The sequence below is a fragment of the Streptomyces sp. NPDC093089 genome (assembly GCF_044754405.1).
GTDB lineage: Bacteria > Actinomycetota > Actinomycetes > Streptomycetales > Streptomycetaceae > Streptomyces.
In genome coordinates this window covers 59,748-82,067 of record NZ_JBIVPA010000023.1, presented here as the reverse complement: position 1 = coordinate 82,067, position 22,320 = coordinate 59,748, and the positions used below count along the sequence as shown (strand labels likewise).

28 protein-coding genes and 2 pseudogenes are annotated in these 22,320 nt (G+C 72.7%); 21 read left to right on the top strand and 9 right to left on the bottom strand.

The window, feature by feature from the left end; all coding sequences use genetic code 11:
* Positions 1–84: 84 nt before the first annotated feature.
* From ACIQFX_RS37235 to ACIQFX_RS37200, 8 genes are all read left to right on the top strand, one after another.
* A complete protein-coding gene (locus ACIQFX_RS37235) occupies positions 85–918 on the top strand; it encodes an alpha/beta hydrolase (RefSeq protein WP_402472576.1) in 834 nt (277 codons plus the stop codon).
* 45 nt (positions 919–963) lie between these two features.
* Positions 964–1,218, top strand: coding sequence for a MoaD/ThiS family protein (locus ACIQFX_RS37230; RefSeq protein ID WP_402472574.1), 255 nt, complete (start codon positions 964–966; stop codon positions 1,216–1,218).
* Between the two features lie 10 nt (positions 1,219–1,228).
* Positions 1,229–2,551, top strand: coding sequence for a hypothetical protein (locus tag ACIQFX_RS37225; RefSeq protein ID WP_402472572.1), 1,323 nt, complete (start codon positions 1,229–1,231; stop codon positions 2,549–2,551).
* Between the two features lie 122 nt (positions 2,552–2,673).
* Entirely contained in the window at positions 2,674–3,363 is a 690-nt protein-coding gene (locus ACIQFX_RS37220; protein ID WP_402472569.1) for a DUF2993 domain-containing protein, read from the top strand.
* A gap of 322 nt (positions 3,364–3,685) precedes the next feature.
* Complete coding sequence (locus tag ACIQFX_RS37215) at positions 3,686–3,766, top strand: putative leader peptide (protein ID WP_350497993.1); 81 nt, start codon at positions 3,686–3,688, stop codon at positions 3,764–3,766.
* Positions 3,767–3,936: 170 nt separating this feature from the next.
* Complete coding sequence (locus tag ACIQFX_RS37210; RefSeq protein WP_402472567.1) at positions 3,937–4,782, top strand: sulfurtransferase; 846 nt, start codon at positions 3,937–3,939, stop codon at positions 4,780–4,782.
* Between the two features lie 50 nt (positions 4,783–4,832).
* A complete protein-coding gene (locus tag ACIQFX_RS37205; RefSeq protein WP_017242395.1) occupies positions 4,833–5,120 on the top strand; it encodes a DUF1416 domain-containing protein in 288 nt (95 codons plus the stop codon).
* A gap of 145 nt (positions 5,121–5,265) precedes the next feature.
* Positions 5,266–5,529, top strand: coding sequence for a DUF3099 domain-containing protein (locus ACIQFX_RS37200; protein WP_402472566.1), 264 nt, complete (start codon positions 5,266–5,268; stop codon positions 5,527–5,529).
* 57 nt (positions 5,530–5,586) lie between these two features.
* Here ACIQFX_RS37200 and ACIQFX_RS37195 read toward each other — a convergent pair whose 3' ends face one another.
* Entirely contained in the window at positions 5,587–5,949 is a 363-nt protein-coding gene (locus tag ACIQFX_RS37195) for a DsrE family protein (RefSeq protein ID WP_402472564.1), read from the bottom strand.
* A gap of 187 nt (positions 5,950–6,136) precedes the next feature.
* On the opposite strand from ACIQFX_RS37195, the gene ACIQFX_RS37190 reads away from it, so the two are divergent.
* The 7 genes from ACIQFX_RS37190 (at position 6,137) to ACIQFX_RS37160 (ending at position 11,379) form a co-directional block, all read left to right on the top strand.
* Positions 6,137–6,865 carry a hypothetical protein gene (locus tag ACIQFX_RS37190; RefSeq protein WP_402472562.1) on the top strand — a complete coding sequence of 243 codons (729 nt, stop codon included), beginning with the start codon at positions 6,137–6,139 and terminating at the stop codon, positions 6,863–6,865.
* Entirely contained in the window at positions 6,862–7,749 is an 888-nt protein-coding gene (locus ACIQFX_RS37185) for a hypothetical protein (RefSeq protein WP_402472559.1), read from the top strand. Before ACIQFX_RS37190 ends, ACIQFX_RS37185 begins: the two co-directional genes overlap by 4 nt.
* The gene (locus ACIQFX_RS37180) at positions 7,746–8,603 is read left to right on the top strand and encodes a hypothetical protein (protein ID WP_402472556.1); all 858 of its coding nucleotides are present in this window, start codon (positions 7,746–7,748) and stop codon (positions 8,601–8,603) included. Before ACIQFX_RS37185 ends, ACIQFX_RS37180 begins: the two co-directional genes overlap by 4 nt.
* 227 nt (positions 8,604–8,830) lie before the next feature.
* Positions 8,831–9,403 (top strand): FABP family protein, encoded by a 573-nt coding sequence (locus ACIQFX_RS37175; protein WP_402472553.1) that lies wholly within the window; start codon positions 8,831–8,833, stop codon positions 9,401–9,403.
* Positions 9,404–9,646: 243 nt separating this feature from the next.
* Positions 9,647–9,916 carry a hypothetical protein gene (locus ACIQFX_RS37170; protein WP_402472551.1) on the top strand — a complete coding sequence of 90 codons (270 nt, stop codon included), beginning with the start codon at positions 9,647–9,649 and terminating at the stop codon, positions 9,914–9,916.
* A gap of 44 nt (positions 9,917–9,960) precedes the next feature.
* Entirely contained in the window at positions 9,961–10,398 is a 438-nt protein-coding gene (locus ACIQFX_RS37165) for a Fur family transcriptional regulator (protein ID WP_402472548.1), read from the top strand.
* Positions 10,399–10,407: 9 nt separating this feature from the next.
* A complete protein-coding gene (locus tag ACIQFX_RS37160; protein WP_402472544.1) occupies positions 10,408–11,379 on the top strand; it encodes a YgfZ/GcvT domain-containing protein in 972 nt (323 codons plus the stop codon).
* A 90-nt stretch (positions 11,380–11,469) separates the two neighbouring features.
* Here ACIQFX_RS37160 and dtd read toward each other — a convergent pair whose 3' ends face one another.
* On the bottom strand, positions 11,470–11,895 hold the full coding sequence (gene dtd, locus ACIQFX_RS37155) for a D-aminoacyl-tRNA deacylase (RefSeq protein ID WP_376489393.1): 426 nt from the start codon (positions 11,893–11,895) through the stop codon (positions 11,470–11,472).
* A gap of 139 nt (positions 11,896–12,034) precedes the next feature.
* Here dtd and ACIQFX_RS37150 point away from each other — a divergent pair, with 139 nt between their 5' ends.
* Positions 12,035–12,655: an ABC transporter substrate-binding protein gene (locus ACIQFX_RS37150; protein ID WP_402472542.1), complete on the top strand. Its 621-nt coding sequence runs from the start codon at positions 12,035–12,037 to the stop codon at positions 12,653–12,655.
* Between the two features lie 243 nt (positions 12,656–12,898).
* Entirely contained in the window at positions 12,899–14,143 is a 1,245-nt protein-coding gene (locus tag ACIQFX_RS37145; RefSeq protein WP_402472540.1) for a GNAT family N-acetyltransferase, read from the top strand.
* 106 nt (positions 14,144–14,249) lie between these two features.
* On the opposite strand, the gene ACIQFX_RS37140 is transcribed toward ACIQFX_RS37145, so the two are convergent.
* From ACIQFX_RS37140 to ACIQFX_RS37130, 3 genes are all read right to left on the bottom strand, one after another.
* Positions 14,250–15,191: a helix-turn-helix transcriptional regulator gene (locus tag ACIQFX_RS37140; protein WP_402472537.1), complete on the bottom strand. Its 942-nt coding sequence runs from the start codon at positions 15,189–15,191 to the stop codon at positions 14,250–14,252.
* On the bottom strand, positions 15,188–16,669 hold the full coding sequence (locus tag ACIQFX_RS37135; protein WP_402472536.1) for an MFS transporter: 1,482 nt from the start codon (positions 16,667–16,669) through the stop codon (positions 15,188–15,190). Before ACIQFX_RS37135 ends, ACIQFX_RS37140 begins: the two co-directional genes overlap by 4 nt.
* Positions 16,670–16,849: 180 nt before the next feature.
* Positions 16,850–17,335: a MarR family winged helix-turn-helix transcriptional regulator gene (locus ACIQFX_RS37130; RefSeq protein WP_402472533.1), complete on the bottom strand. Its 486-nt coding sequence runs from the start codon at positions 17,333–17,335 to the stop codon at positions 16,850–16,852.
* Between the two features lie 79 nt (positions 17,336–17,414).
* Between ACIQFX_RS37130 and ACIQFX_RS37125 the strand changes: the two genes are divergently transcribed.
* A complete protein-coding gene (locus ACIQFX_RS37125) occupies positions 17,415–18,089 on the top strand; it encodes a hypothetical protein (protein ID WP_402472531.1) in 675 nt (224 codons plus the stop codon).
* Positions 18,090–18,113: 24 nt separating this feature from the next.
* Here ACIQFX_RS37125 and ACIQFX_RS37120 read toward each other — a convergent pair whose 3' ends face one another.
* Complete coding sequence (locus tag ACIQFX_RS37120; protein WP_402472529.1) at positions 18,114–18,530, bottom strand: VOC family protein; 417 nt, start codon at positions 18,528–18,530, stop codon at positions 18,114–18,116.
* A gap of 10 nt (positions 18,531–18,540) precedes the next feature.
* Positions 18,541–19,020: a helix-turn-helix transcriptional regulator gene (locus ACIQFX_RS37115; protein WP_402472660.1), complete on the bottom strand. Its 480-nt coding sequence runs from the start codon at positions 19,018–19,020 to the stop codon at positions 18,541–18,543.
* 468 nt (positions 19,021–19,488) lie between these two features.
* Here ACIQFX_RS37115 and ACIQFX_RS37110 point away from each other — a divergent pair.
* A pseudogene (locus ACIQFX_RS37110) lies at positions 19,489–19,707 on the top strand (response regulator transcription factor); the annotation flags it as partial.
* Between the two features lie 367 nt (positions 19,708–20,074).
* On the opposite strand, the gene ACIQFX_RS37105 reads toward ACIQFX_RS37110, so the two are convergent.
* A complete protein-coding gene (locus tag ACIQFX_RS37105; protein WP_402472527.1) occupies positions 20,075–20,452 on the bottom strand; it encodes a hypothetical protein in 378 nt (125 codons plus the stop codon).
* Here ACIQFX_RS37105 and ACIQFX_RS37100 point away from each other — a divergent pair.
* Positions 20,436–20,534, top strand: a pseudogene (locus tag ACIQFX_RS37100) (hypothetical protein); the annotation flags it as partial. The gene ACIQFX_RS37105 and the pseudogene ACIQFX_RS37100 overlap by 17 nt on opposite strands.
* A gap of 372 nt (positions 20,535–20,906) precedes the next feature.
* Here the strand turns inward: ACIQFX_RS37100 and ACIQFX_RS37095 are convergent.
* The gene (locus tag ACIQFX_RS37095) at positions 20,907–21,647 is read right to left on the bottom strand and encodes a VOC family protein (protein ID WP_402472525.1); all 741 of its coding nucleotides are present in this window, start codon (positions 21,645–21,647) and stop codon (positions 20,907–20,909) included.
* A gap of 163 nt (positions 21,648–21,810) precedes the next feature.
* Here ACIQFX_RS37095 and ACIQFX_RS37090 point away from each other — a divergent pair, with 163 nt between their 5' ends.
* Positions 21,811–22,293: a helix-turn-helix domain-containing protein gene (locus ACIQFX_RS37090; RefSeq protein WP_402472522.1), complete on the top strand. Its 483-nt coding sequence runs from the start codon at positions 21,811–21,813 to the stop codon at positions 22,291–22,293.
* Positions 22,294–22,320: the final 27 nt, after the last annotated feature.

Sequence of the window (22,320 nt, the reverse complement as noted above, 5' to 3'; positions counted from 1 at the left end):
CATCCGTCCGTAACAACGGTTGGAAAACACAAAAGGACCCGGGGGCTGCGTTGCCCGGATCCTCTGGCAAGCAGAATAGCCCACATGAGTTCCGAGGCAGAGGGCCGATTTCACATCCTGGATGTTTCCTCGCTCACTTCCGTCCACTCCCGGATGCCCCGGCGCGCGATGCTGCGTACCGATGACGGTGTCCGGATCGAGGCGGTTTACGAACCCTCCGGGGCAAGTGTCACCGATTCGGCGGTCACCGGTACGGCGGTCGTCGTCGCCCACGGCTTCACGGGCTCGGCCGACCGGCCCGCCGTCCGGCGCGCCGCCCGCGTCCTCGTCGAGCGCGGCGCGTCCGTCGTCACCTTCTCCTTCCGCGGCCACGGCGGCTCCGGCGGCCTGTCCACGGTCGGCGACCGGGAGGTCCTCGACCTGTCCGCCGCCGTCCGCTGGGCGCGTGAGCTCGGCCACGCGCGCGTGGCGACGGTCGGCTTCTCCATGGGCGGGTCCGTCGTCCTGCGCCACGCCGCGCTGGAGCGGGGGACGGCGGCGAGCGCGGACGCCGTCGCCTCCGTCTCCGCACCCGCCCGCTGGTACTACCGGGGTACGGCCCCGATGCGCCGCGTCCACTGGGTGGTCACCCGGCCCGCGGGCCGCCTCGTCGGCCGCTACGGGTTCCGCACCCGGATCGACCGGCGCTCCTGGGACCCCGTGCCCCTCTCGCCGGTGGAGGCGGTGCCGCTGATCGCGCCGACCCCGCTCCTCGTCGTGCACGGCGACCGGGACGCGTACTTCCCGCTCGACCACCCGCGGATGCTGGCCGGCGCCGGTGAGGCGGAACTGTGGCTGGAGCGGGGGATGGGCCACGCCGAGAACGCGGCGGACGACGAGCTGCTCGCCCGGCTCGGGGACTGGCTCACCCGCGCATAGCCCATCATGGGGGGCGGCGCGCACACGAACGAAGGGAGCGCCGCTATGGCAGCGGGAACCATCCGCTACTGGGCCGCGGCCAAGGCCGCCGCCGGAGTCGCCGAGGAGCCGTACGCCGCCGGGAACCTGGCGGAGGCCCTCGACGCGGCCCGCGCGAAGCACCCGGGCGAGCTGTCGCAGGTCCTCCTGAGGTGCTCGTTCCTGGTCGACGGCGACCCCGTCGGCACCCGGAGCCATGAGACGGTACGGCTTGCCGAGGGCGGCACGGTCGAGGTGCTCCCCCCGTTCGCAGGAGGGTGAACCCCACAGCATGAGCAACGACCACTACTACGGCGGGCAGCAGTACGACCCGTACGCGGACGGGCAGCGGGACGGCCGGCAGCACGAGCAGCCCCACGGGCAGCAGGCCTCCGCCGACGTCACGCAGACGTGGGAGGGCCAGACCTGGGACACCCAGTACCAGCCCGCCGTCTCGTACGACCAGGTCCGGGCCGCGCAGGCCCAGGCACCCGCGGCCCACGGGACGCAGGAGGCGTACGACCGGCCGCAGGCCCAGCCGTACGGGCAGCCGCAGGCCCAGCCGTACGGGCAGCCGCAGGCCCAGCCGTACGGGCAGTCGTACGGGCAGCCGCAGGCCCAGCCCCATGCCCAGCCGTACGGGCAGTACCCGCCGTCGCACGGGGCTTCGGCGGAGTACTACGGCGAGCCGCGGCAGACGGCGGGCACGACTCCCGCCCCGACCCCGCCCCCCGCCCCGACCCCGCCCCCTGCCCCGGCTCCGGCCGTGACCCCGGCTCCGGCCGCCGCGCCCGGCCCGGCGTCCGGGGCGGAGGCGGCGCCCGCGTACTCCTCGCCGACGACGTCCGGGAACACCCGGATCACCGACGCCCAGCGGGCCCGGGCGGAGGGAAGGTCGCCGATCATCGAGCCCGGCATGCAGCCGGCCGCGCTGACCGCCCTCCTCGGCCTGCTGCTCGCCGGCGGCGCGGCCCTCGGCTCGTACGGGCTGCTCGTCCCGCTGGTCCTGCTCCAGGCCCTGACGGCCGCGGGCTGGTTCCGGCTCAACGGCATGTGGCCGGCCCGGCAGGGCATCGCCCTCGCCTTCGCCGGCGGGCTCGTCGCCGACGCCGCGCTGCTCGCCGCCGGCCGCGAGCACGCGGCCCCCGCGATCCTGGGCACGCTCGGCGTCTGGGTGCTGCTCTGCCTCGTCCTCCAGCTGCGCAGCCACGCCGACCCGGACGAGCGGATGTACGGCCTGATGGCCACCATCGCCTCCGCCGCGCTGACCGTCGTCGCCACCGGCCACCTCGGCGCCGCGCCCGGCGCGGTGGTCGTCGGCGGGGTCGCCGTCGCCGCCGCCGTCCTCGCCCGGGCGCTGCCGCTGCCCGGCCCGGTCTCCCTGGTCGCCTCGCTGCTCGCGGCGGCGGGCGCCGGGGTCGCGGTCGGCGGCCTCACGGACCTGGGCGCCTCCGGGGCGGTCCTCGGCCTCGGCGCCGGCGTCTGCGCGCTGGTCGGCCTGCGGGCGGCGAGCTACGACTACCCGTCCCGCTTCGTCCACATGACCGCGGGCGTGGCGCTGCCGCTGACGGCCGCCGCACCCGCCGTCTACCTGCTCGGCCGCGCCCTGGCCTGAGCCCCGCCCGTCCGGCTCGCCCGGGCCCCGGGAACCAACCGGCCCCCCGACACGTCGATCTTCGTGTCGGGGGGCCGAAGACTTTCCACACCGAAGCTTTCTACCGGGGGGACGCTCATCCCATGCGAGCACTGCGGATTCTGCTGATCCTGGCCGTCGTGCTGGGCGGGATCCTCGTCGGGATCGACCGGCTGGCCGTGTCCTACGCCGAGTCGGAGGCGTCGAGCCGGGTGAAGCTCTCGGCCGCCACCAGCGAGTCGATCGACGTCGACATCAAGGGCTTCCCCTTCCTCACCCAGGTCGCGGACAAGCGGTTCGACCAGATCGACGTGAAGGCGACCGGCGTGCAGGCGACGGCGGGCAGCAAGCGCATCCGGGTCGGCGAACTGACCGCCGTCCTGCGGGACGTGACCGTCACCGGCGACTGGGCGGGCGCGAAGGCCGGCTCGGCGTCCGGCACCGCCCTCATCTCGTACGCCGACCTCACCGCCGCCGCGGCCGACCAGGGCGCCACCGTCGCCTACGGCGGCAACGGCAAGGTGAAGGTGACCGGCGGCGTGAAGATCATGGGCCGCACCCTGACCCGTACGGTCCTGTCGACGGTGACCGTCGTCGACGGCGGCACGATCCGGGTCCGCGCCGACGAGGTGCCCGGCGAGGGCATCCCCGGCGTCGAGGAACTCGTCCGCGCCCGCACCGACTTCGAGCGCCCGATCGGCATGATCGCCGGTATGAAGGTCGAGAAGGTCGAGCCCCGCCCGGACGGCCTCGCCGTCATGGTGACCGGCAAGGACGTCGTCCTCGCGGGCTGACGCCGGGACGCCGGAAACCCTCCGGACCCTCGCCGGGCCGCCTCCGGCCCCCCGCTGGGCCGGCCTGCAAGGCGCTGCCTGTCGGGCCGCCTCCAGACCCCCGGCGGACCCCTCCGGGCCGCCTCCGAGACACCGCCACGACCCCCGTTGGCCACATGGTGAGACGCTGCTGTCCGATCCGCAGATGGAGAACCGGACGCCTGGGTACGGAGGCGTCCGGAGCCCCTCCGTACAGTGATCGCGTCTCGCATCTCGGACGATCGCGTCTCAAAATACGACACGCCGGTGACACGGCCGCCTGTCCGTCCCTACGATCGAGGGCATGAAGCGACAGGCGGATCTCACGAAGCGGCGGGCAGTAGACCTGTGCCGCGTCGCCGCCATGCTCTGTCGTTCCGTCTGAGCGGGACTCGCCACTCCCGTATTCCTCAGGCCCTCCCACCGCGGTCAGGGCCGCCCTGTGCAACGCCGTACGCACGTCCGCCGTCCGTACGCCACGCGACGACGCGTACCGCACCACACACACGCACCACCCGCACCACACCGCCGCACACTGCCCCGGAGGAGAACAGCATGGCTCGCAGCGACGTACTGGTCGACGCGGACTGGGTCGAGGCCAACCTCGACAACCCGCAGGTCGCCCTCGTCGAGGTCGACGAGGACACCTCGGCCTACGAGAAGAACCACATCCGCAACGCCATCCGGATCGACTGGACCCAGGACCTCCAGGACCCGGTCCGCCGCGACTTCATCGACCAGGAGGGCTTCGAGAAGCTCCTCTCGGCCAAGGGCATCGCGAACGACACCACGGTCGTCCTCTACGGCGGCAACAACAACTGGTTCGCCTCCTACGCCTACTGGTACTTCAAGCTGTACGGCCACCAGGACGTGAAGCTCCTCGACGGCGGCCGCAAGAAGTGGGAGCTCGACTCCCGCGACCTGGTCGACGGCTCCGAGGTCCCGGCCCGCCCGGCCACCGAGTACAAGGCCAAGGCCCTGGACAACTCGATCCGCGCCTTCCGCGACGACGTCGTGGCCGCGATCGGCGCCCAGAACCTGGTCGACGTCCGCTCGCCCGACGAGTTCTCCGGCAAGCTGCTCGCCCCGGCGCACCTCCCGCAGGAGCAGTCGCAGCGCCCCGGCCACGTGCCGAGCGCCCGCAACATCCCGTGGTCGAAGAACGCCAACGACGACGGCACCTTCAAGTCGGACGACGAGCTCAAGGCCCTCTACGAGGCCGAGCAGGTCGATCTGGCGAAGGACACCATCGCCTACTGCCGCATCGGCGAGCGCTCCGCGCTGACCTGGTTCGTCCTGCACGAGCTGCTCGAGGTCACGAACGTCAAGAACTACGACGGCTCGTGGACCGAGTACGGCTCCCTCGTCGGCGTGCCGATCGAGCTCGGCGCCAACAAGTAAGTCCCCGGACTCCTCCCCTCCGGACCCCTCGACCGTAAGGACAGAACATCATGTGTGGAGCGCAGCCCGGCGGCCCCGACGCCTCGACGATCAAGCCCGGTGAGACCACCATCCAGGGCTTCGTGACCAAGGACGGCGAGCCCGTCACCGGTTACGTCCGCCTCCTGGACTCGACCGGCGAGTTCACGGCCGAGGTCCCGACCTCCGCCACCGGACAGTTCCGCTTCTACGCGGCCGAGGGCACCTGGACCGTCCGCGCCCTGGTCCCCGGCGGCACCGCCGACCGTCAGGTCGTCGCGCAGAAGGGTGGCCTCGCGGAGGTCGCCATCGCGGTCTGATCCGCGCACCCGAACGGCCGGAGGGCCGTGCCTCCTGGGGGGTTGGACGCCATCACCAGGACTGAGAGGCACGGCCCTCCGGTCTTCCCTCTTCCGGTCTTCCCTCTTCCGCGCCGGGAAGTCCGCCCCGCCGTACGCTGAAGGTGTGTACGCACGGCGTCGGCACGTCTATTTCTGGATGATGGCTGCCTGCCTGGTCCTCTTCGTGGGCGCCTGGGCCGTCGTGCGCCTCTTCTCCATGCCCGTCGCCATCGGCATGTGCGTCGTCGCCATGGTCATCCCGCCCGTCGCCGCCATGGTCGCCAACCGCCGCGGCCCCGAGGACCGCTGGTGGGACGACCCCTCGGGCGACCCGCAGTCCGACGAGTGGTGGGACGAACTGGACGGCAAGAAGCGCCGGGACCAGTAGGCGCGGGTGCCGGCGGACGCCGGGGTCGGCGGACGCCGGAACCGGCGGGCGTCGGGATCAGTAGACGAGGGCCTGGGTCTCGTCGGCCATCGCTTCCTGGACGAAGACCTGCGCGCCCGCGATGCGGACGCCGTCGAGGACGTCCGCCTCGGTGATCTCGCGGCGGGCGGCGCACTGGGTGCAGAGCGTGACCCGGCCGGCCGCCAGGATCGACTCGATGAGGTCCGGCAGCGGCGCGGCGTGCGGAAGTTCGAACTCCGCCGCCTTGCCCGGCAGCGCGAACCACGAGGACTCGCCGGTCAGCCACAGCGAGACCTCGACGCCGCTCGCGACGGCGACGGCGGCCACCGTGAAGGCCTGCGAGCAGCGTTCGGGGGCGTCGGCCCCTGCGGTCACCTTGATCACGAGCTTCTTCGCCATATGCCGAACTGTAATGCGCCGCTCCACAACCCCCTGCGCCCCTCGCGTGTCTGCTGGGTGCGCGGATGACGGAATCCGCCCTTCAGGTCTCGTGGGGGGACTCTTGAGCAACGAAGAAACCATCCCAAACCAGGGAACAGCGCCACCGCCGTCGCACGAAGCCATGCCGGAATCAGGTACTCCGGTCGTGAATCCCGAGGGCGCCCCGCGCCGCCGGGTCCTCCGTACCGTCGGGCTCATCGCCGTCGCCGCCGTCCTCGGCCTCGTCGGCGGCACCGCCGTCGGCTACCGCGTCCAGGCCGACCGCGACCCCACCCCGCTCCCCGCCCTCAACCAGGTCGGCCTCGCCTACCCGGCCGAGCCGCTCCCCAAGGGCGAGGAGCCGGAGCCGCTGTCGGCGAAGGAGGACCTGCAGTCGAAGGCGCAGGGCGACCTGCGGAAGCTGCTGGTTCCGCGCCCTGCGGGGGCGAAGACCCGGGGCGAGGACGGATGGGTGCCGCTCTCCGTCTACGCCTCCGACTACCTCCGGCCCGAAGCGGCGATGGGGTTCCAGCTCCGCCAGGGCATCCGGCGCATCGCGAGCCGCTCGTGGCGGTCGGGCGAGGACCGGCAGGTCACGGTCAACCTCCTCCAGTACCGGCCCGGCCCGCAGATCGGGGCCCTGGAGTTCGTGGAGGACCAGCTGTCCTACGCGCGAGAGGACTCCGGCAACCCGGGCGAGGAGCTGAAGGGCTCCGGCAACGGCCGCTACTTCGTCTACGAGGTGCGGCGCGAGGCCGGATTCCTGGACGTCTACGAAGCCCGCGCGTTCGCCCAGCGCGGGGACATCGCGATCGAGATCTTCATGTTCGACACGCGGAAGATCGCCGAGAAGGACATCCGTTCCCTCGCCGAGCGGCAGTTGGAGCGCCTGTGAGCGAGGAGAACGTGAGCGAGGGGAACGTGAGCGTGGACGTCGTGGACGGGGCAGTCGCGAGCGGGGAAACCACGGGCGAGCGGCCGGCGGCCGAGCCGTCGGCGGGCGGCGGCAGGGCGGCGAGCCGCAACCGCCGCCTCCTGGTGCGGGCGCTGACCGGTGTGCTCGTCCTGGCCGCCGTCGGCGGCGGCATCGCCTACACCGCCGTCACCGTCGACGGCGCCGATCGGACGGCGCCGACCGTGGCGTGGGCGAACCCCACGCCCGAGGTCGAGTCCACGGACCCGGCCGAGGGCATCGCCAGGGGCCGTGCCTCCACGCCGCTGAGCAAGCTCCTCCTGCCCGTCCCGGTCGGCTACCAGCTGGGATCGGACATCGAGGGGTACGGCAACGACGGGGAACTGGGGGCCGGACAGGCCGTCGGCCTCCTCAAGTCGACGGGTAAGGGCCTCTACGGCAAGAAGCGCCGCGAGTACGAGAAGCGCATCGACGCGGTCGGCGTCCAGGGCATGGCGATGCGCTCGTACGCCACGCTCAGTTCCGACCTCCAGGTGGAGGTCCTCGTCCTGCGCATGAAGGACAAGCGGGCGGTCCGGAACTTCTACGAGCTGCGCAAGGAGCTCTCCGAAGCCGTGGGGCTCCGCAAGGGGCCGAAGGTCGTGGACCACGCCCGGAACGCCGCCTGCTACCTCGTCCCGGAGCCCACCACGGGCGACAAGGAGAGGAAGGAGGCCCAGCTGCGGGGCATGACGTGCACGGCCTACACCGGCGAGTTCCTGGTCACCGCCATGGCGTACGGCGCCTCGCCGTTCGACAAGGAGGCCGTCGCCGAGCTGGTGCGGAACCAGCTCGGGCACATCGATTCCCCGGGGGAGTACGTATGACCGAGCAGCAGACCGCGACGGTCGCCGACGTGCCGGCGCCCGCCCCGGAGCCGGTGATTGAAACCGCCTCCGCCCCCGCCGCCCCGCCCCGGCGGTCCCGTCGCGTCCTGTGGGCCGTCGCCCGCTGGACGGCCGCCGTCGTCGTGTGCGGCGGCGTGGGCGCCGGCACCGCCATGGGGATCACCGCGCTCGACCGGGAGGACGTGCCCGGTCTGGCGACCGAGAGCGACGGCCGCTGGGAGTACCCGCGGCTCACGCTGCCGGCGCTGCCGGCGGACCGGCCCCGCCCGTTCGGCGACGCCAACGAGGCGGAGGTCCACCACGCCGACCCGCGCCGGCTGCTGCTGCCCGCGCCGCTCGGGGCGACCGTCGACCCGAAGGTGAACGGCGGGTTCGTGTCCACGGACGCGTACCTCTCCCTCTACGGGAAGGAGTACCGCGCCGAGATGGAGCAGGCCCTCGCGGACTCCGCCCTGCGGCACATCGCGGCCCGGGCCTGGACGACCCCGGACGGCACGCGGACCAGCGTCCACCTGCTCCGGTTCGCCTCGGTGGCCTACGCCCAGCAGTACGAGGACGAGACCCTGCGGGGCGGCTACGGCACCGTCGGCGTCAAGACGCTGCCCGACGGGGTCGCGTCGTTCGTCATGGACTCCTCCACGGACGCCGTCAAGGTGCGGGACACGGACATCGAGGCCTTCTGGGAGCGGGAGCCCTACGGACCCGAGCAGACGCGCTGGGCGTACGTGCAGGCGGGTGACACGCTCGCGTTGATCACGCAGACGCGGAAGGGCGGGGCGCTTGCGGTGCCGTTCCGGCAGACCGTCACGCTGCAGAACCAGCTGCTCGGGTAGCGGGCGGGGCGAGACCCACCTCACCGAGTGGCCCGGACCCCAGCCCACTAAGCTGGGGTCCGGCCCGTTTCGCCTTCACACCTCAGTCGAGGAGCATTCCGTGATCGTTTTCTTCGAAGCTCTGCTTGTCCTGGTCTGTGTGGGCGTGCTCGCCTTCACCGGTCTCGCCGTGAAGAAGCTGTACCAGGGCCAGCGGTAACCACTTCTAGAGAACGCCAGAGCTGCTCATGATCGAGATTCCGTCCGACCTCAACCCGGACCTCGTCCCCCTCGCGTTCCTGCTCGGTACGTGGGAGGGCGCGGGCGTCTCCGACTTCCCCGGCGCCGAGAAGTGCAACTTCGGCCAGTCCGTGACGTTCAGCCACGACGGCCGGGACTTCATCGAGTACCACTCGCACTCCTGGGTCCTCGACAACGACGGCAACAAGGTCCGCCCGCTGGAGAGCGAGAGCGGCTACTGGCGGATCGACAAGGACCGCAAGGTCGAGGTCGTCATGGTCCGCGACCAGGGCATCGTCGAGATCTGGTACGGCGAGCTCGCCGACCAGAAGCCGCAGATCGACCTGGCGACGGACGCCGTCGCCCGCACTGCGGTCTCCGGCCCGTACAGCGGTGGCAAGCGCCTCTACGGCTACGTGAAGAGCGACCTCATGTGGGTCGGCGAGAAGGCGACCCCCGAGGTCCCGCTCCGTCCCTACATGTCCGCGCACCTGAAGAAGGTCGTCACGCCGGAAGAGGTCGCGGAGATGGCCCGCAACCTCCCCGACATGCCGGACGACGGCATCGCGTTCTTCCGGTAAGACCGGGGCAACAGCTCTTTCCGAGGGCCCGCCGGCCACTGCCGGCGGGCCCTCGCGCGTTGTTCACGCGACGATCAAGGCCCCACGCATTCACACCGGCCGAACGGCCGCCCGCCCGGCACAGCGCGGGCCGGGGCCGGCACCTTCCGCGAACACGGCCCTTGGCTCACCAAGGGGGAGACGAAGCGGCTGCGCCGACCGGAGAAGGCCGGGGAACGGAGGCGCCGGACCCGCAGGCCCGGCGTGAGGGAGCCGCGTCGCCTCACCCGTACGTACGACCAGATCGCTCGGCTCCGTGCGACAGCCGAGCGCCGAGCAGTCGACCGGCGGCACAGGACCACCACCGACATCGCCGAGCAGTTCTCGCGGATCGGGGCGGAAGACCTGTCCATCACCCGCACGGCCAAGTCCGCCGGAGGAACCGTGGAAGCCCCGGGCAGGAACGTCCGACAGAAGGCCGGGCCGGGTCGGGCGATCGCCGACGAGGCGCCTGGCCGCACCGGACCTGAGTAGGGAGTCCGCCCCACGCACGGGGCGGAGGATGTCAAACTGGGGGTGTGGTGAGCACCGACTGGAAGAGCGACCTGCGGCAGCGCGGCTACCGGCTGACGCCGCAGCGCCAGCTTGTGCTGGAGGCCGTGGACAAGCTGGAGCACGCGACGCCCGACGACATCCTGGTCGAGGTCCGCAGGACCGCGTCGGGGGTGAACATCTCGACGGTGTACCGGACCCTGGAGCTCCTGGAGGAGCTCGGGCTGGTGAGTCACGCGCACCTGGGGCACGGGGCCCCGACGTACCACCTGGCGGACCGGCACCACCATCTGCACCTGGTCTGCCGGGACTGCTCCGGGGTGATCGAGGCGGACGTCGAGGTGGCGGCCGAGTTCACCGGGAAGCTCCGCGAGACCTTCGGGTTCGAGACGGACATGAAGCACTTCGCGATCTTCGGCCGGTGTGCGGACTGCGCCGGGAAGGCCGCGGCCGCCGAGTCGTAGGCTCTTCTCATGAAGAGCCCGAGTCCTCTGCTGTCCCTGCCGGGTGCCGTCGCCGCCGAAGGCCGCGACGAAGGCGTCGCGGCGCACTACGGCGACCTGTTCCGCGAGCAGCGCGCCCTCGCCGGGGGGAACGGTTTCGTCGACCTCTCCCACCGCGGTGTCGTCGCCGTCTCCGGTGACGACCGGCTGAGCTGGCTGCACCTGCTGGTCACCCAGTTCATGACCGACCTGCCGGCGGGGCGGGCCACCGAGGCGCTGATCCTGTCCGCGAACGGGCACATCGAGCACGCCCTGTACCTCGTCGACGACGGCGAGACGGTGTGGGCGCACGTCGAGCCGGGGACGCGGGAGGAGCTCGTCGCGTACCTGGAGTCGATGAAGTTCTTCTACCGGGTGGAGGTCGCGGACCGCACGGACGACATCGCCGTCGTCCACCTCCCGGCCGGTTCCGTCGCCGAGACTCCCGAGGGCGTCGTCGTACGGGAGACCGCGCACGGCCGCGACCTGTTCCTGCCCCGCGCCGACCTGGAGTCCTTCGCGGCCTCGCACGGCCCGGCCGCCGGCATCCTCGCGTACGAGGCGCTGCGGGTCGAGGACCACCGGCCGCGGCTCGGCTTCGAGACCGACCACCGGACCATCCCGCACGAGGTCGGCCTCATCGGCAGCGCCGTCCACCTCCAGAAGGGCTGCTACCGGGGCCAGGAGACCGTCGCCCGGGTGCAGAACCTGGGGAAGCCGCCGCGCCGGCTCGTCTTCCTGCACCTGGACGGCAGCGAGGTCCTGCTGCCGGCGCACGGCACTCCCGTCCGGCTCGCGGCCGACGGCGAGGAGGGCCGGCAGCTCGGCTTCGTGACGACGGCCGTCCGCCACCACGAGCTGGGGCCGATCGCCCTCGCCCTGGTGAAGCGGAACGTGCCGGTGGACGCCCCCCTGATCGCCGGGACGACGGCCGCCGCACAGGAGACCGTCGTCGAGCCGTAGGGCCCGCGAGGTGTCCGGGCACCCGAGGCGTCCGGACCCCCGAGGCGTAGGACCCCCGAGGCGTCCGGGCACCCGGCGGGTCCCGCCGGGTCAGACGTCCAGCAGCACCGTGAACGGGCCGTGGTTCGTGAGCGAGACGCGCATGTCCGCTCCGAAGCGGCCCGTCTCCACGTGGGCGCCCAGGGCGCGCAACTGGGCGACGACCTCGTCGACGAGGGGTTCGGCGACGGGGCCGGGGGCGGCCGCGTTCCAGGTGGGGCGGCGGCCCTTGCGGGCGTCTCCGTACAGGGTGAACTGGGAGATGACGAGGAGCGGCGCGTTCACGTCGGAGCACGACTTCTCGCCCTCCAGTACCCGGACGGACCAGAGCTTTCTGGCCAATTGGGCGGCCTTCTCCGGGGTGTCGTCGTGGGTCACGCCCACCAGCACGCAAAGCCCCTCGCCGGTGATCTCACCGACGGTCTCCCCTGCGACGACGACGCTCGCGCCGTCGACCCTCTGCACCACTGCTCGCATGCACACCAACCTACCGACCGGGCGGCGGTCCGAAGGACGAGGGGCCGAACGGGTGCAGAGCGCCTGCACGCGCGCGTGCAGGAGTGGCACCATGCGTGAGAGGCGGTGCGGCTCCGCACCGGTCGAGGGGACGATTCTCATGAGTGCACCTGGCACCGGGCCGACGCCGTCCGGCCCCGTACCGCTGACCCGCTCCGGATATCCGGGCGGAGGAACGGGCGGAGGCCCCGTGATGCGCCCACCCGTGCAGCGGATCGCCGAGCCCGACCTGCCGGCCCCGGGGCAGCCCGACCTCGGCGCGCTGCGGCTGCCCGAGCTGCGCACGCTGCGGCGCGAGGCGCAGAGCGACGAGGCGGACCTGAGCTACGTGCGGCGGATGCTCCAGGGCCGGATCGACATCCTGCGGGCCGAGCTGGCGCGGCGGACCGACCCGGAGGCCCCGGTCCTCGACCGGCTCTCCGAGATCCTCGCCGACGTGCCGTCCCGGCACCGCAGCTCGGCCCGGCACGTGACGCTGTCGACGCCGCGCGGCGAGGAGTACCGGCGGCTCGCGACCGAGATGCTGTCGGAGGTCGAGCTGTCGGACCTGACGGCCCGGACGGACGACGAGCTGCATGCGGCGATGGGCCGGCTCGCCGGGTACGAGCAGCAGGTGTCGCGCCGCCGCCAGCACCTCCAGCGGACCGCCGACGACTGCAGCGCGGAGATCGCCCGCCGCTACCGCGACGGCGAGGCACAGGTCGACGACCTGCTGGCTTGAGCCCCGCCGGCCGCGCGGCCGGCGCCCGTCGGCGCTCGGCCGGGGCGGCTCGGCGACGCTCGGCCGGGGTGGTCCGTCGGCATCCTGTGGGGGCGGTCCGTCGGCGCTAGGCCGGGGCGGCCTGTCGGCATTTCGTAGGGGGCCGTTGGTGCTCGCCCGGGCGGCTCGTCGGCGCTCGGCCGGGTGGCCCGGCGGTGGGGAAACTCGGATGCGGGGTGCGGGGTGCGTGCATAGGGTCGAAAAATGAGTGTCGACGTGCGCGCGGTGACGGAGTCCGAATTCCCCGAGTGGCAGCGGGCCCTGCGGACCGGCTTCCTCCGGCCGCCCGTCGTGTCGGACGAGGAGGCCGCGGACCGGCTCGCGCACGCGGACCTCGGGCGGACGCTCGGCGCCTTCGACCGGGGCCGGATCGTCGCCACCTTCCGGTCGTTCCGGCAGGAGGTCAGCACGGTCGGCGGCGGCAGCCTCGCCGCCGACGCGATCACCCAGGTCACCGTCTCCCCGACGCACCGCAGGCGCGGTCTGCTGAGCCGGATGATGAGCGCGGACCTCGCCGCCGCGAAGGAGCGCGGGGACGCGGTCGCGACCCTGATCGCCGCCGAGTACCCGATCTACGGGCGGTACGGCTTCGGCGCGGCCAGCTGGGCCGCCGAGTGGAGTGTGGACGTGCGCCGGGCCGGTCTCGACCCGCGCCGCTCGGGCCGCCCCGAGGACGGCGGGCGGATCGATCTGACCGACGCCGACGAGATCCGCAAGACGGGCCCCGAGATGCACCGGCGGCTGGCCGGCGTCCGCGCCGCGGTCACCCACCGAAGTACCCGTGACTGGGAGGTCGGCACCGGCCTCGGCCACCAGAGCGAGCCGTGGCGGGAGCCGTACTACGCGGTCTACCGGTCGGAGTCCGGCGAGGCCGAGGGATTCGTGGCGTACAGCGCCGACGACAAGTGGGACGACACGAAGCAGCCGGTGAACACGGCGACCGTGCGGGACCTGATCGCCGCCACCCCGGCCGCCGAGCGCGCCCTGTGGCACTACCTCTGCTCGATCGACTGGATCTCCACGGTCCGCTCCGGCTACCGGGCGCCCGACGACCCGCTGCCGCTGCTCCTGCCGGACCCGCGCGCGGCGAGGACGCTGACGTACGCGGACATGCTGTGGGTCCGGGTCCTGGACGTCGTCCGGGTCCTGGAGGGCCGGACGTATCCGGTGGAGGGGAGTCTCGTGCTCGACGTGCGGGACGCGGACGGTCTGGCCGGCGGGCGGTTCCGGCTCGACGCCTCCCCGGCGGGCACGTCGTGTGTCCGTACCTCCGAGTCGGCCGATCTCGCCTTCGACATCGGCGAGTTGAGCACGCTCGCGTTCGGTGACGAGTCGGCGGTGCGGCTGGTGCGGCTCGGGCGAGTGGAGGAGTCGACGGCGGGCGCGGCGGTCCGGGCGGACCTGCTGTTCCGTACGCCGCTGCGGCCGTTCTCGCCCGACATCTTCTGATTCTGAGCCGGGGCGCGTTCCGGGGCTCCGGCCCCCTCGGCCCCCATCCCCATCCCCGTCCCCATCCCCGTCCCCGTGGTCACGGCCGGTGGTTCCGCCCCGGTGGTCACGTCCCGTACAGCGCGGTGAGTTCGGCGCCGATGCGGGCGAGGGCGGTGCGGGCCTCGGGCGGGTCGTGGAGTTCCACGCGGGCGCCGAGGCCGGCGAGTCGGGCGGCGATCACCTCGGGGGAGGGGCCGTCGGCCTCGATGGCGGTCCAGCCGTCCGGGGCGCGCTCCCCGTAGCGCACGCGCCCGCCGAGCAGGCCTTCCAGGACCGGTTCGGTGCCGGGGGCGGCCCGTCCCCGGACCGTCGCGGCGACCAGCCGGTCCTCCATGCGGGCGGCGAGGGCGCGCCAGGCGGTGGCGAGGTCGAAGCCCTCGGGCCGTACGACGGCGTTGCCGGTCTCGGTGACGGAGGTGACGCGGCCGATGCGGAAGGTGCGGAGGCCGCGGTCGGTGTCGGCGACGAGGTAGCGGACCCCGGCCTTCGCGGCGATCCCGAGCGGTGCCACGGTCCGCTCGCGCGGTTCCCGGCCGGGCCTGGCGTACCCGATCCTGAGCTCGCGCCCGTCGACCACCGCCTGTCGGACCGGGGCGAGCAGCGGCTCCTCCGTGTCCGTGCCCGCCCAGTCGGTGAGGTCGGCGATCCCGGCGCGGGCGGCGGCCTCGGCGCCGTCCCTGAGCGGTGCGGGGAGGGCCCGTACGAGCTTCCGCAGCGCGGTCCGGGTCTGCGGGGTCGCGCCCGCGTCGGGCCCCGTCGACAGGAACAGGTCGCGGATCTCGGGCGCCGTCAGGCCGGTCAGGTCGGTACGGGCTCCGCCGACGAGCGACCAGCCGCCGCCCTGGCCGGCCTGCGAGTAGACCGGGACCCCGGCGCTCGCGAGCGCTTCGAGGTCCCGGCGGGCGGTCCGTTCGGACACGTCCAGTTCGGCGGCGAGTTCGGCGGCGGTGACCCGCTGCCTGGTCTGGAGGAAGAGCAGGGCGGCGACGAGTCGGTCGGCTCTCATGCCGCCATTGTCGTCCGCGGGCTCCGTCCGGCGGCGCGGGCCGGGCGCAGCACGGTGGCGGCGACGCCCAGGGCGACGAGGAGGAGGCCCGTACCGACGGCGAAGGCCAGGTGGTAGCCGCCGGTCAGCGCCTCGGCGGCGGGGCGGCCGGCGGCGGTGAGGGACGTGGTGCGGGTGGCGGCCAGGGTGGAGAGGACCGCGACGCCGAGGGCCATGCCGATCTGCTGCGTGGTGTTGAACAGCCCGGACGCCAGGCCCGCGTCCGCCTCGTCGGCGCCCGACATGGCGAGCGAGGTGAGGGCGGGCAGGGCCAGCCCGAACCCGGCGGCGAGGAGCATCACCGGCAGCAGGTCCGTGGCGTACGAGGCGTGGACGGGCACGCGGGTCAGCAGGCCGAGGACGCCGACGAGCATGGCGATGCCGGTGAGCAGGACGGTCCGCTCGCCGAAGCGGGCGATGAGGCGGGCCGAGACGCCGAGCGACACCGCCCCGATGACGACGGCCGCGGGCAGCATCGCGAGGCCCGTCCCGGCGGCTCCGTACCCCAGGACCTTCTGCAGGTAGAGGGCGACGAGGATCTGGAAGGAGAAGAGAGCGGCGACCATCAGCATCTGCACGGCGTTCGCGCCGGCGACGGCGCGGGAGCGGAGGATCCGCAGCGGCATGAGCGGGTTCGCCGTCCGCGCCTGGCGGACGAGGAAGCCGGCCAGGAGCGCGAGTGCGAGGCTCCCGAGGCCCAGGGTGTGCGCCGAACCGGCCCCGTACTCCTCGATCTCGACGACCGCGTAGATGCCGGTCATCAGTCCCGAGGTCACCAGGAGCGCGCCGATGACGTCGGCACCCGCACCCGCCCTGAATCCCTGGCCCCGGTCGGCGGGGAGGGCGCGCAGGGCGACGAGGAGCGTGGCGGCGCCGATCGGCAGGTTGACGAGGAAGATCCAGTTCCACGTGAGGGCGTCGGTGAGGACGCCGCCCGCGACCTGGCCGATCGACGCGCCCGCGGCGCCGGTGAAGCTGAACACCGCGATGGCCCTGGCGCGTTCGCGCGGCGCGGTGAACAGCGTGACCAGGATCCCGAGGCTCACCGCCGAGGCCATCGCGCTGCCCACGCCCTGCAGGAACCGTGCGGCGATCAGCACGCCGGGGGACGCGGCCGCACCCGCGAGCAGCGACGCCGCCGTGAAGATCCCCGTCCCCGCCAGGAACATCCTCCTGCGTCCGATCAGGTCCCCGAGACGGCCGGCGAGCAGCAGCAGCGAGCCGAACGCGATCAGATACGCGTTCACGACCCAGCTCAGACCGCCGGGCGTGAATCCGAGGTCGCCCTGAATGGCCGGCATCGCGACGGTCACGATGCTCCCGTCCAGGACCGTCATCAGCATGCCGGTGGCGAGGACACCCAGGGCGAGCTGTCGGGAGGAGGAGGTGGTGGGGGAGGCGGTGGCGGAGGTGTCGGAGGAGGTGGCGGATGCGGGCATGGCGGGACTCTCCTGTTCGCGGGAGGCAACAAGAAAGACGTTAGCAGAAGGTTTTGTTGCAGACTATTTTTTACGGAACCACTCTGCGTCCCCTCATGCCGATGGGCCCGGCGATCGCGCCTCATGCGCCACCGGGCCCACCGAGCCCACCGAGGTCGTTCCGGGTCCCCTTCCGGACCCTCACCCCCGCTGCCGCGCCCTCCGCGCCGGCCTCGGGCCCTCCACCGGCGTCTCCAGGTGGCCGGTCGCCAGCCGGTTCAGCGCCCGGACCAACGCGGTGCGCTCGTCCTCGGGAAGCGACCCCAGCGCAGCCTCGTGCACGCCGTCCACGATCCGCCGGCTCTTCCGTGCGACCTTCGCGCCCTCCTCGGTCACGGCGATGATCCGCGCCCGCCGGTCCGTACTCGACGGTCGCCGCTCCGCCAGTCCCGCCTTCTCCAGCGCGTCGACCGTCACCACCATCGTCGTCTTGTCCATGTCCCCGAGCTCCGCGAGCTGTGCCTGCGTCCGCTCCTCCTCCAGCGCGTGCACCAGCACGCAGTGCATCCGTGCCGTCAGCCCGATCGCCCCCAACTCCGCCGCCATCCGCGTCCGCAGGACGTGACTGGTGTGGTCGAGCAGGTACGAGAGGTCGGGTTCGGTCCGAGTGGGTGCCATCGAGGTCATACCCGCCAGGGTAACGAGAATCGATCCGTCACGGATTATCGAGAAGCGGACGAGTGGGCGGGGTGGGCAGGATGGAGGCATGACGTCGCACGCGTACGAGCCGCACCTGTACGAGCCGCTGTACGGAGGGGAGCGGTCCGGCACCGTCCCCGACGGCCTCCGACCCCTGCTCTTCCTGGACGTCGACGGTCCGCTGATCCCCTTCGGGGCGCGCGAAGGCGCCGACTCGGCGCACCCGACGTACCCCCCGGCCCCGCCCGCCGCCGTCAGCCCGCTGCTCGCGCGGCTCGATCCCGCGCAGGGGCCGCGGCTCGCGGCACTGCCGTACGACCTCGTGTGGGCGACCACGTGGGAGGCGGACGCGAACGCCTGGGTCGCACCCCGCCTCGGGCTGCCCGAACTGCCGCTGGTGCCGTGGCCGGAGGGGCCGGAGGGGCCGGAGGGGCCGGACGGGCGGGACGGGCGGGACGGGCCGGAAGGTTCGGAAGGGCAGGACGGGCCGGAAGGGCCGAATGGGCAGGCCGAGGCGGCCTGGCAGGCCGGGCCCGGGTCGGCGGGGCTGCACTGGAAGACGCCGGCGCTCGTGGCGTGGGCCGCGGGGCGGCCGTTCGCCTGGGTGGACGACGAGATCGGCGCGGCGGACCGCGCGTGGGTCGCCGCCCATCACGCCGGGCCGGCGCTGCTGCACCGCGTGGACGCGCGGCGCGGGCTCACCGGGACGGACTACGCGACGCTCGCCGCGTGGGTGGGGTGAGCGTCGCGTAGGGGGTGGGGTGGGTCAGGGCTTGCGGGGCTGGTTGAAGCGGACCATGTTGCCGGCGGGGTCGCGGAAGGCGCAGTCGCGGACGCCGTAGGGCTGGTCGACGGGTTCCTGGAGGACTTCGCCGCCGGCGGCGCGGATGGTCTCGAAGGTCTTGTCGACGTCGTCGGTCGAGAAGATGACGCCGCGGAGCATGCCCTTGGCGAGGAGCTCGGCGACGGCCTGGCGGTCGGCGGGGGAGGCGTTGGGGTCGGCGAGCGGCGGTTCGAGGACGATCTCCACGTCCGGCTGGTCGGGGGAGCCGACCGTCACCCAGCGCATCCCCTCGAAGCCGACGTCGTTGCGGACCTCCAGGCCGAGGGCGTCGCGGTAGAAGCCGAGGGCCTTGTCGTGGTCGTCGACGGCGATGAAGCACTGCGAGAGTTTGACGTTCATGCCGTCGACGCTAAAACGCGGCCGCCGATTCCGCTTCTCGGATCCTGACCGGATCGCCGGCCTTGCGCGGTGCGGCCTTGAGCGGTGCGGCCTTGCCGGCCGGTACGCCCCTGTCGGCCGCCGCCCCCCTGCCGGCCGGCGTGCCGTGGCGTACCGGGCGGGTGAAGATCTTGGCGACGCAGGCCGGTATCGCGGCGCCGGTCTCGTGGCGGCGGGCGCGGTAGGCGCTGGGCGTCTCGCCGACGAGTTCCGTGAAGCGGGAGCTGAAGGACCCGAGGGAGGTGCAGCCGACCGCGAAGCAGACCTCGGTCACGCTGAGGTCGCCGCGGCGCAGCAGCGCCTTCGCCCGTTCCACCCGCCGGGTCATGAGGTAGCTGTACGGCGTCTCCCCGTACGCGGCCCGGAAGCTGCGGGTGAAGTGCCCGGTCGACATCAGGGCCACCTTGGCCAGGGCGGGCACGTCCAAGGGCGACGCGTAGTCCCGGTCCATCGTGTCCCGCGCGCGCCGCAGCCGTACCAGGTCCTCAAGGGTCACCCCACCAGCATCGCACGTGGATTTCCGCCCGCTGAGGGCGGCAGCCCGGGACGGCCGGGGCGGCACCGCCCGGCCTCGCACGCCCCGCCGGAACGGTCGGCTCCGCGGCACCGTCGTACCACTGTCACACCTGAGAGCCAGAAGGGAAGACGGCTCCGCAGGATGATGCCGACCAGCGGGTTCGCTCCGTACCTTCCTGTCCAGAGGAACGTCCCGAGGGGTGTCCGGGGGACCGCCCAGAGGAACGTCCGGAGGAGTGGCGCCTTGCCCCGGCCCCTCCGGCGCGGTGGCGGCAGCGCCGCCGGACCCTCCACGACCGGCAGGGAGCTGACGCATGGGTGATCCGGACCATACTGACCACATGGACAGGGCCGGGAAGGGGACGGTGCGCTGAGCACCTCGGCGAAACCGCCCACCCAGGTGCGGATCGACGAACTCACCAACCGCGAGACCGAGGTGCTGACCCACGTCGCCCAGGGCCTGTCCAACGCGGAGATCGTCGGCGGACTCGTCGTCGCCGAGCAGACCGTCAAGACCCACATGGGCAGCATCCTGCAGAAGCTCCAGCTGCGGGACCGCACCCAGGCCGCCGTCTTCGCCTACGAGACGGGCCTGGTCGTCCCGGGCCGCACCAACCTGTGACCCCGTGGAGCACGGTGACCGGCGGCACGTCCTGAGAGCCCCTACCTGCGTGCCCCCTGACTGCGGACCCCTTGCCTGCGTGCCCCCTACCTGGGGGCCACCCCGAGGAATGGCTCCGCAGCGTGAGGCCGGCGTGGGTGCCCGGTTCCTACCTTTCCTGCCATGACCACTCACAGCAGCCCCGCCGCCGCATCGACCGGCCGGCCGGTCCGGATCCTGCGGGGCGCCTCCGCCGTCCTGGCCTCGTTCCTCGCGTTCCCGGTCCTCGCCGTCGTCCTGGGCGCGCTGGCCATCGGCGGAGTCCAGTTCCGGGCCGCCCGGAGCGCCGGAGCGGACGTCCCTTCAGCCAGGCGTTCACCGAGCTCGCCTACCCGGCGGCGAAGCCGGACGCGACGGAGACGTACGCGAGCCCCGAAGGCGAGCCGCTGCGGGTGGACGCGTACCTGCCCAAGAAGACCCCGGCCAAGAAGACCCCGGCCAAGAAGACCCCGGCCAAGAAGACCCCGGCCAAGAAGACCCCGGCCAAGAAGACCCCGGCCGGGAAGACCCCGGCCGGGAAGACCCCGGCCGGGAAGGCGACGACCGAGAAGGCGACGACCGGGAAGACCCCGGCCGTCGTGCTCGCCCACGCCGGCGGCTTCCACACCTTCGACAAGAGTGACCTGCGCGGTACCGGCCGCTGGCTCGCGGACCACGGCGTCGCCGTCTTCGCCGTCGACAACTCGCGGATCTCACTCGGTGGCATGTCGGCGGGCGGCACCTTGGCGATGAACGCCGCCTACCGCCTCCACAACGGCACCATCGAGGCCCCCGACGGCACCACCGTCGAGCCCCCGGCCTCCGTGATCGGCTTCTACCCCGGCACCGATGTCGCGCGGATACCGAGGTCGAGGAACTGCCCTTCGCCGAGCATGCCTTCGACGACGCCTACGGCAGCCTCACCTCCCAGAGCAGCCGAAAGATCCTGCTCGACTTCCTCACCGGGGACGCGCGCTGACCGTGGCCGTGCTGGACGGCGACCTGGCGGACAGCGGGCGACGAGGTGTCGTGCACCGTGCGGGACCTGGCTCACATGCGTTGCGCGGACGGCGCGCCGACCGGTGTGGTCGGCGGGCAAGCCGAACGCGCCCCGACGCAGAAGCTCTCGGCGCCCCGGATCGACCGGGATACCGAGCCCCCTACGGGGGCAAGGCTCCGTGTCAGGACCGGGCGAGGACGCAGAACTCGTGGCCCTCCGGGTCGGTGAGGCACGTCCACGGGACGTCGCCCTGGCCGACGTCGAGGTCGGCGGCGCCGAGGGCCCGCAGCCGGGCGACCTCCGCTTCCTTGTCGTCACCAGGGTCCGGCACCAGGTCGAGATGGACGCGGTCCGGCACGGTCTTCACGTCGGGCGAGCGGAGGAACTCAAGATAGGGGCCGACCCCCTTGGCCGAGCGCCACACCGCACGGTCGTCCGTCACCTCGTGCAGGGTCCAGTCCATCGCCTCGTCCCAGAACCGGGCCATGGCTCGCGGATCCGCGCAGTCGACCACCACACGGGCGATCGGCCCGGTGTCCCGGTACGTCTCCCGAGGCTCCAGAACGCAGAACTCGTTGCCCTCCGGGTCGGCGAGGACCGTCCACGGCACGTCGCCCTGGCCCACGTGGGCGGGCGTCGCACCGAGAGCTTTGAGACGCGCGACCAACTCCGTCCGATGGGCCGCGGAGGTGGTGGCGAGATCGACGTGCACACGATTCTTTGTCGCCGTCTTGGGTTCCGGGACGGCAATGACGTCGATGCACACGCCGACCGGGTCCAGCCAGTCGAAGCCGACGGGTTTGGCGGCGGTCGCGCCCGATCCCTCGCCGCTGACGCTCCAGCCAAGCGCCTCCGCCCAGAACCGGCCGACAGTCGAGTCATCAAGAGCCTTCATGTTCACCAGGACAGGTCGCAGCGTCATGCCGGCGATCCTATGCACCTGCTCTGCACGGTCACAGCCGTGACGACAAGCGTTGGAATGTGACAGCTGACGCTGGAAGTCGCACGATCCGGACGGCCGCTTCCGGTGACACTGTTGCAAGCGGATGCTTGCAATAGTTAGCAGGAGCTGGCATGGTCGGAGCATGGCATCGCTCAACGTCGGCAATCTCGGTGAGTACCTCCGCGAGCAGCGGAGGACCGCGCAGCTGTCCCTGCGGCAGCTCGCCGACGCGGCCGGGGTGTCGAACCCGTACCTGAGCCAGATCGAGCGGGGGCTGCGGAAGCCCAGCGCGGAGGTGCTGCAGCAGGTCGCGAAGGCGCTGCGGATCTCCGCCGAGACGCTCTACGTGCGGGCGGGGATCCTCGACGAGAAGGAGCGGGAGGAGCTGGAGACGCGGGCCGTCATCCTGGCCGATCCCTCGATCAACGAGCGGCAGAAGCAGGTGCTGCTCCAGATCTACGACTCGTTCCGCAAGGAGAACGCCGCCGAGGCGGCAGCCGCAGCCGCAGCCGCGGCAGCCGAGGCGGAGGCCGCCACCGCGACCGCCGCAGCCGCCGCCGAGGCCACCGCGTCGCCCGCCGACCGGACGCCCGCCGCACCCGATGCCGAACCGACCTCGAGCTAGTACACGTCACACCGGGAGGACCACCAG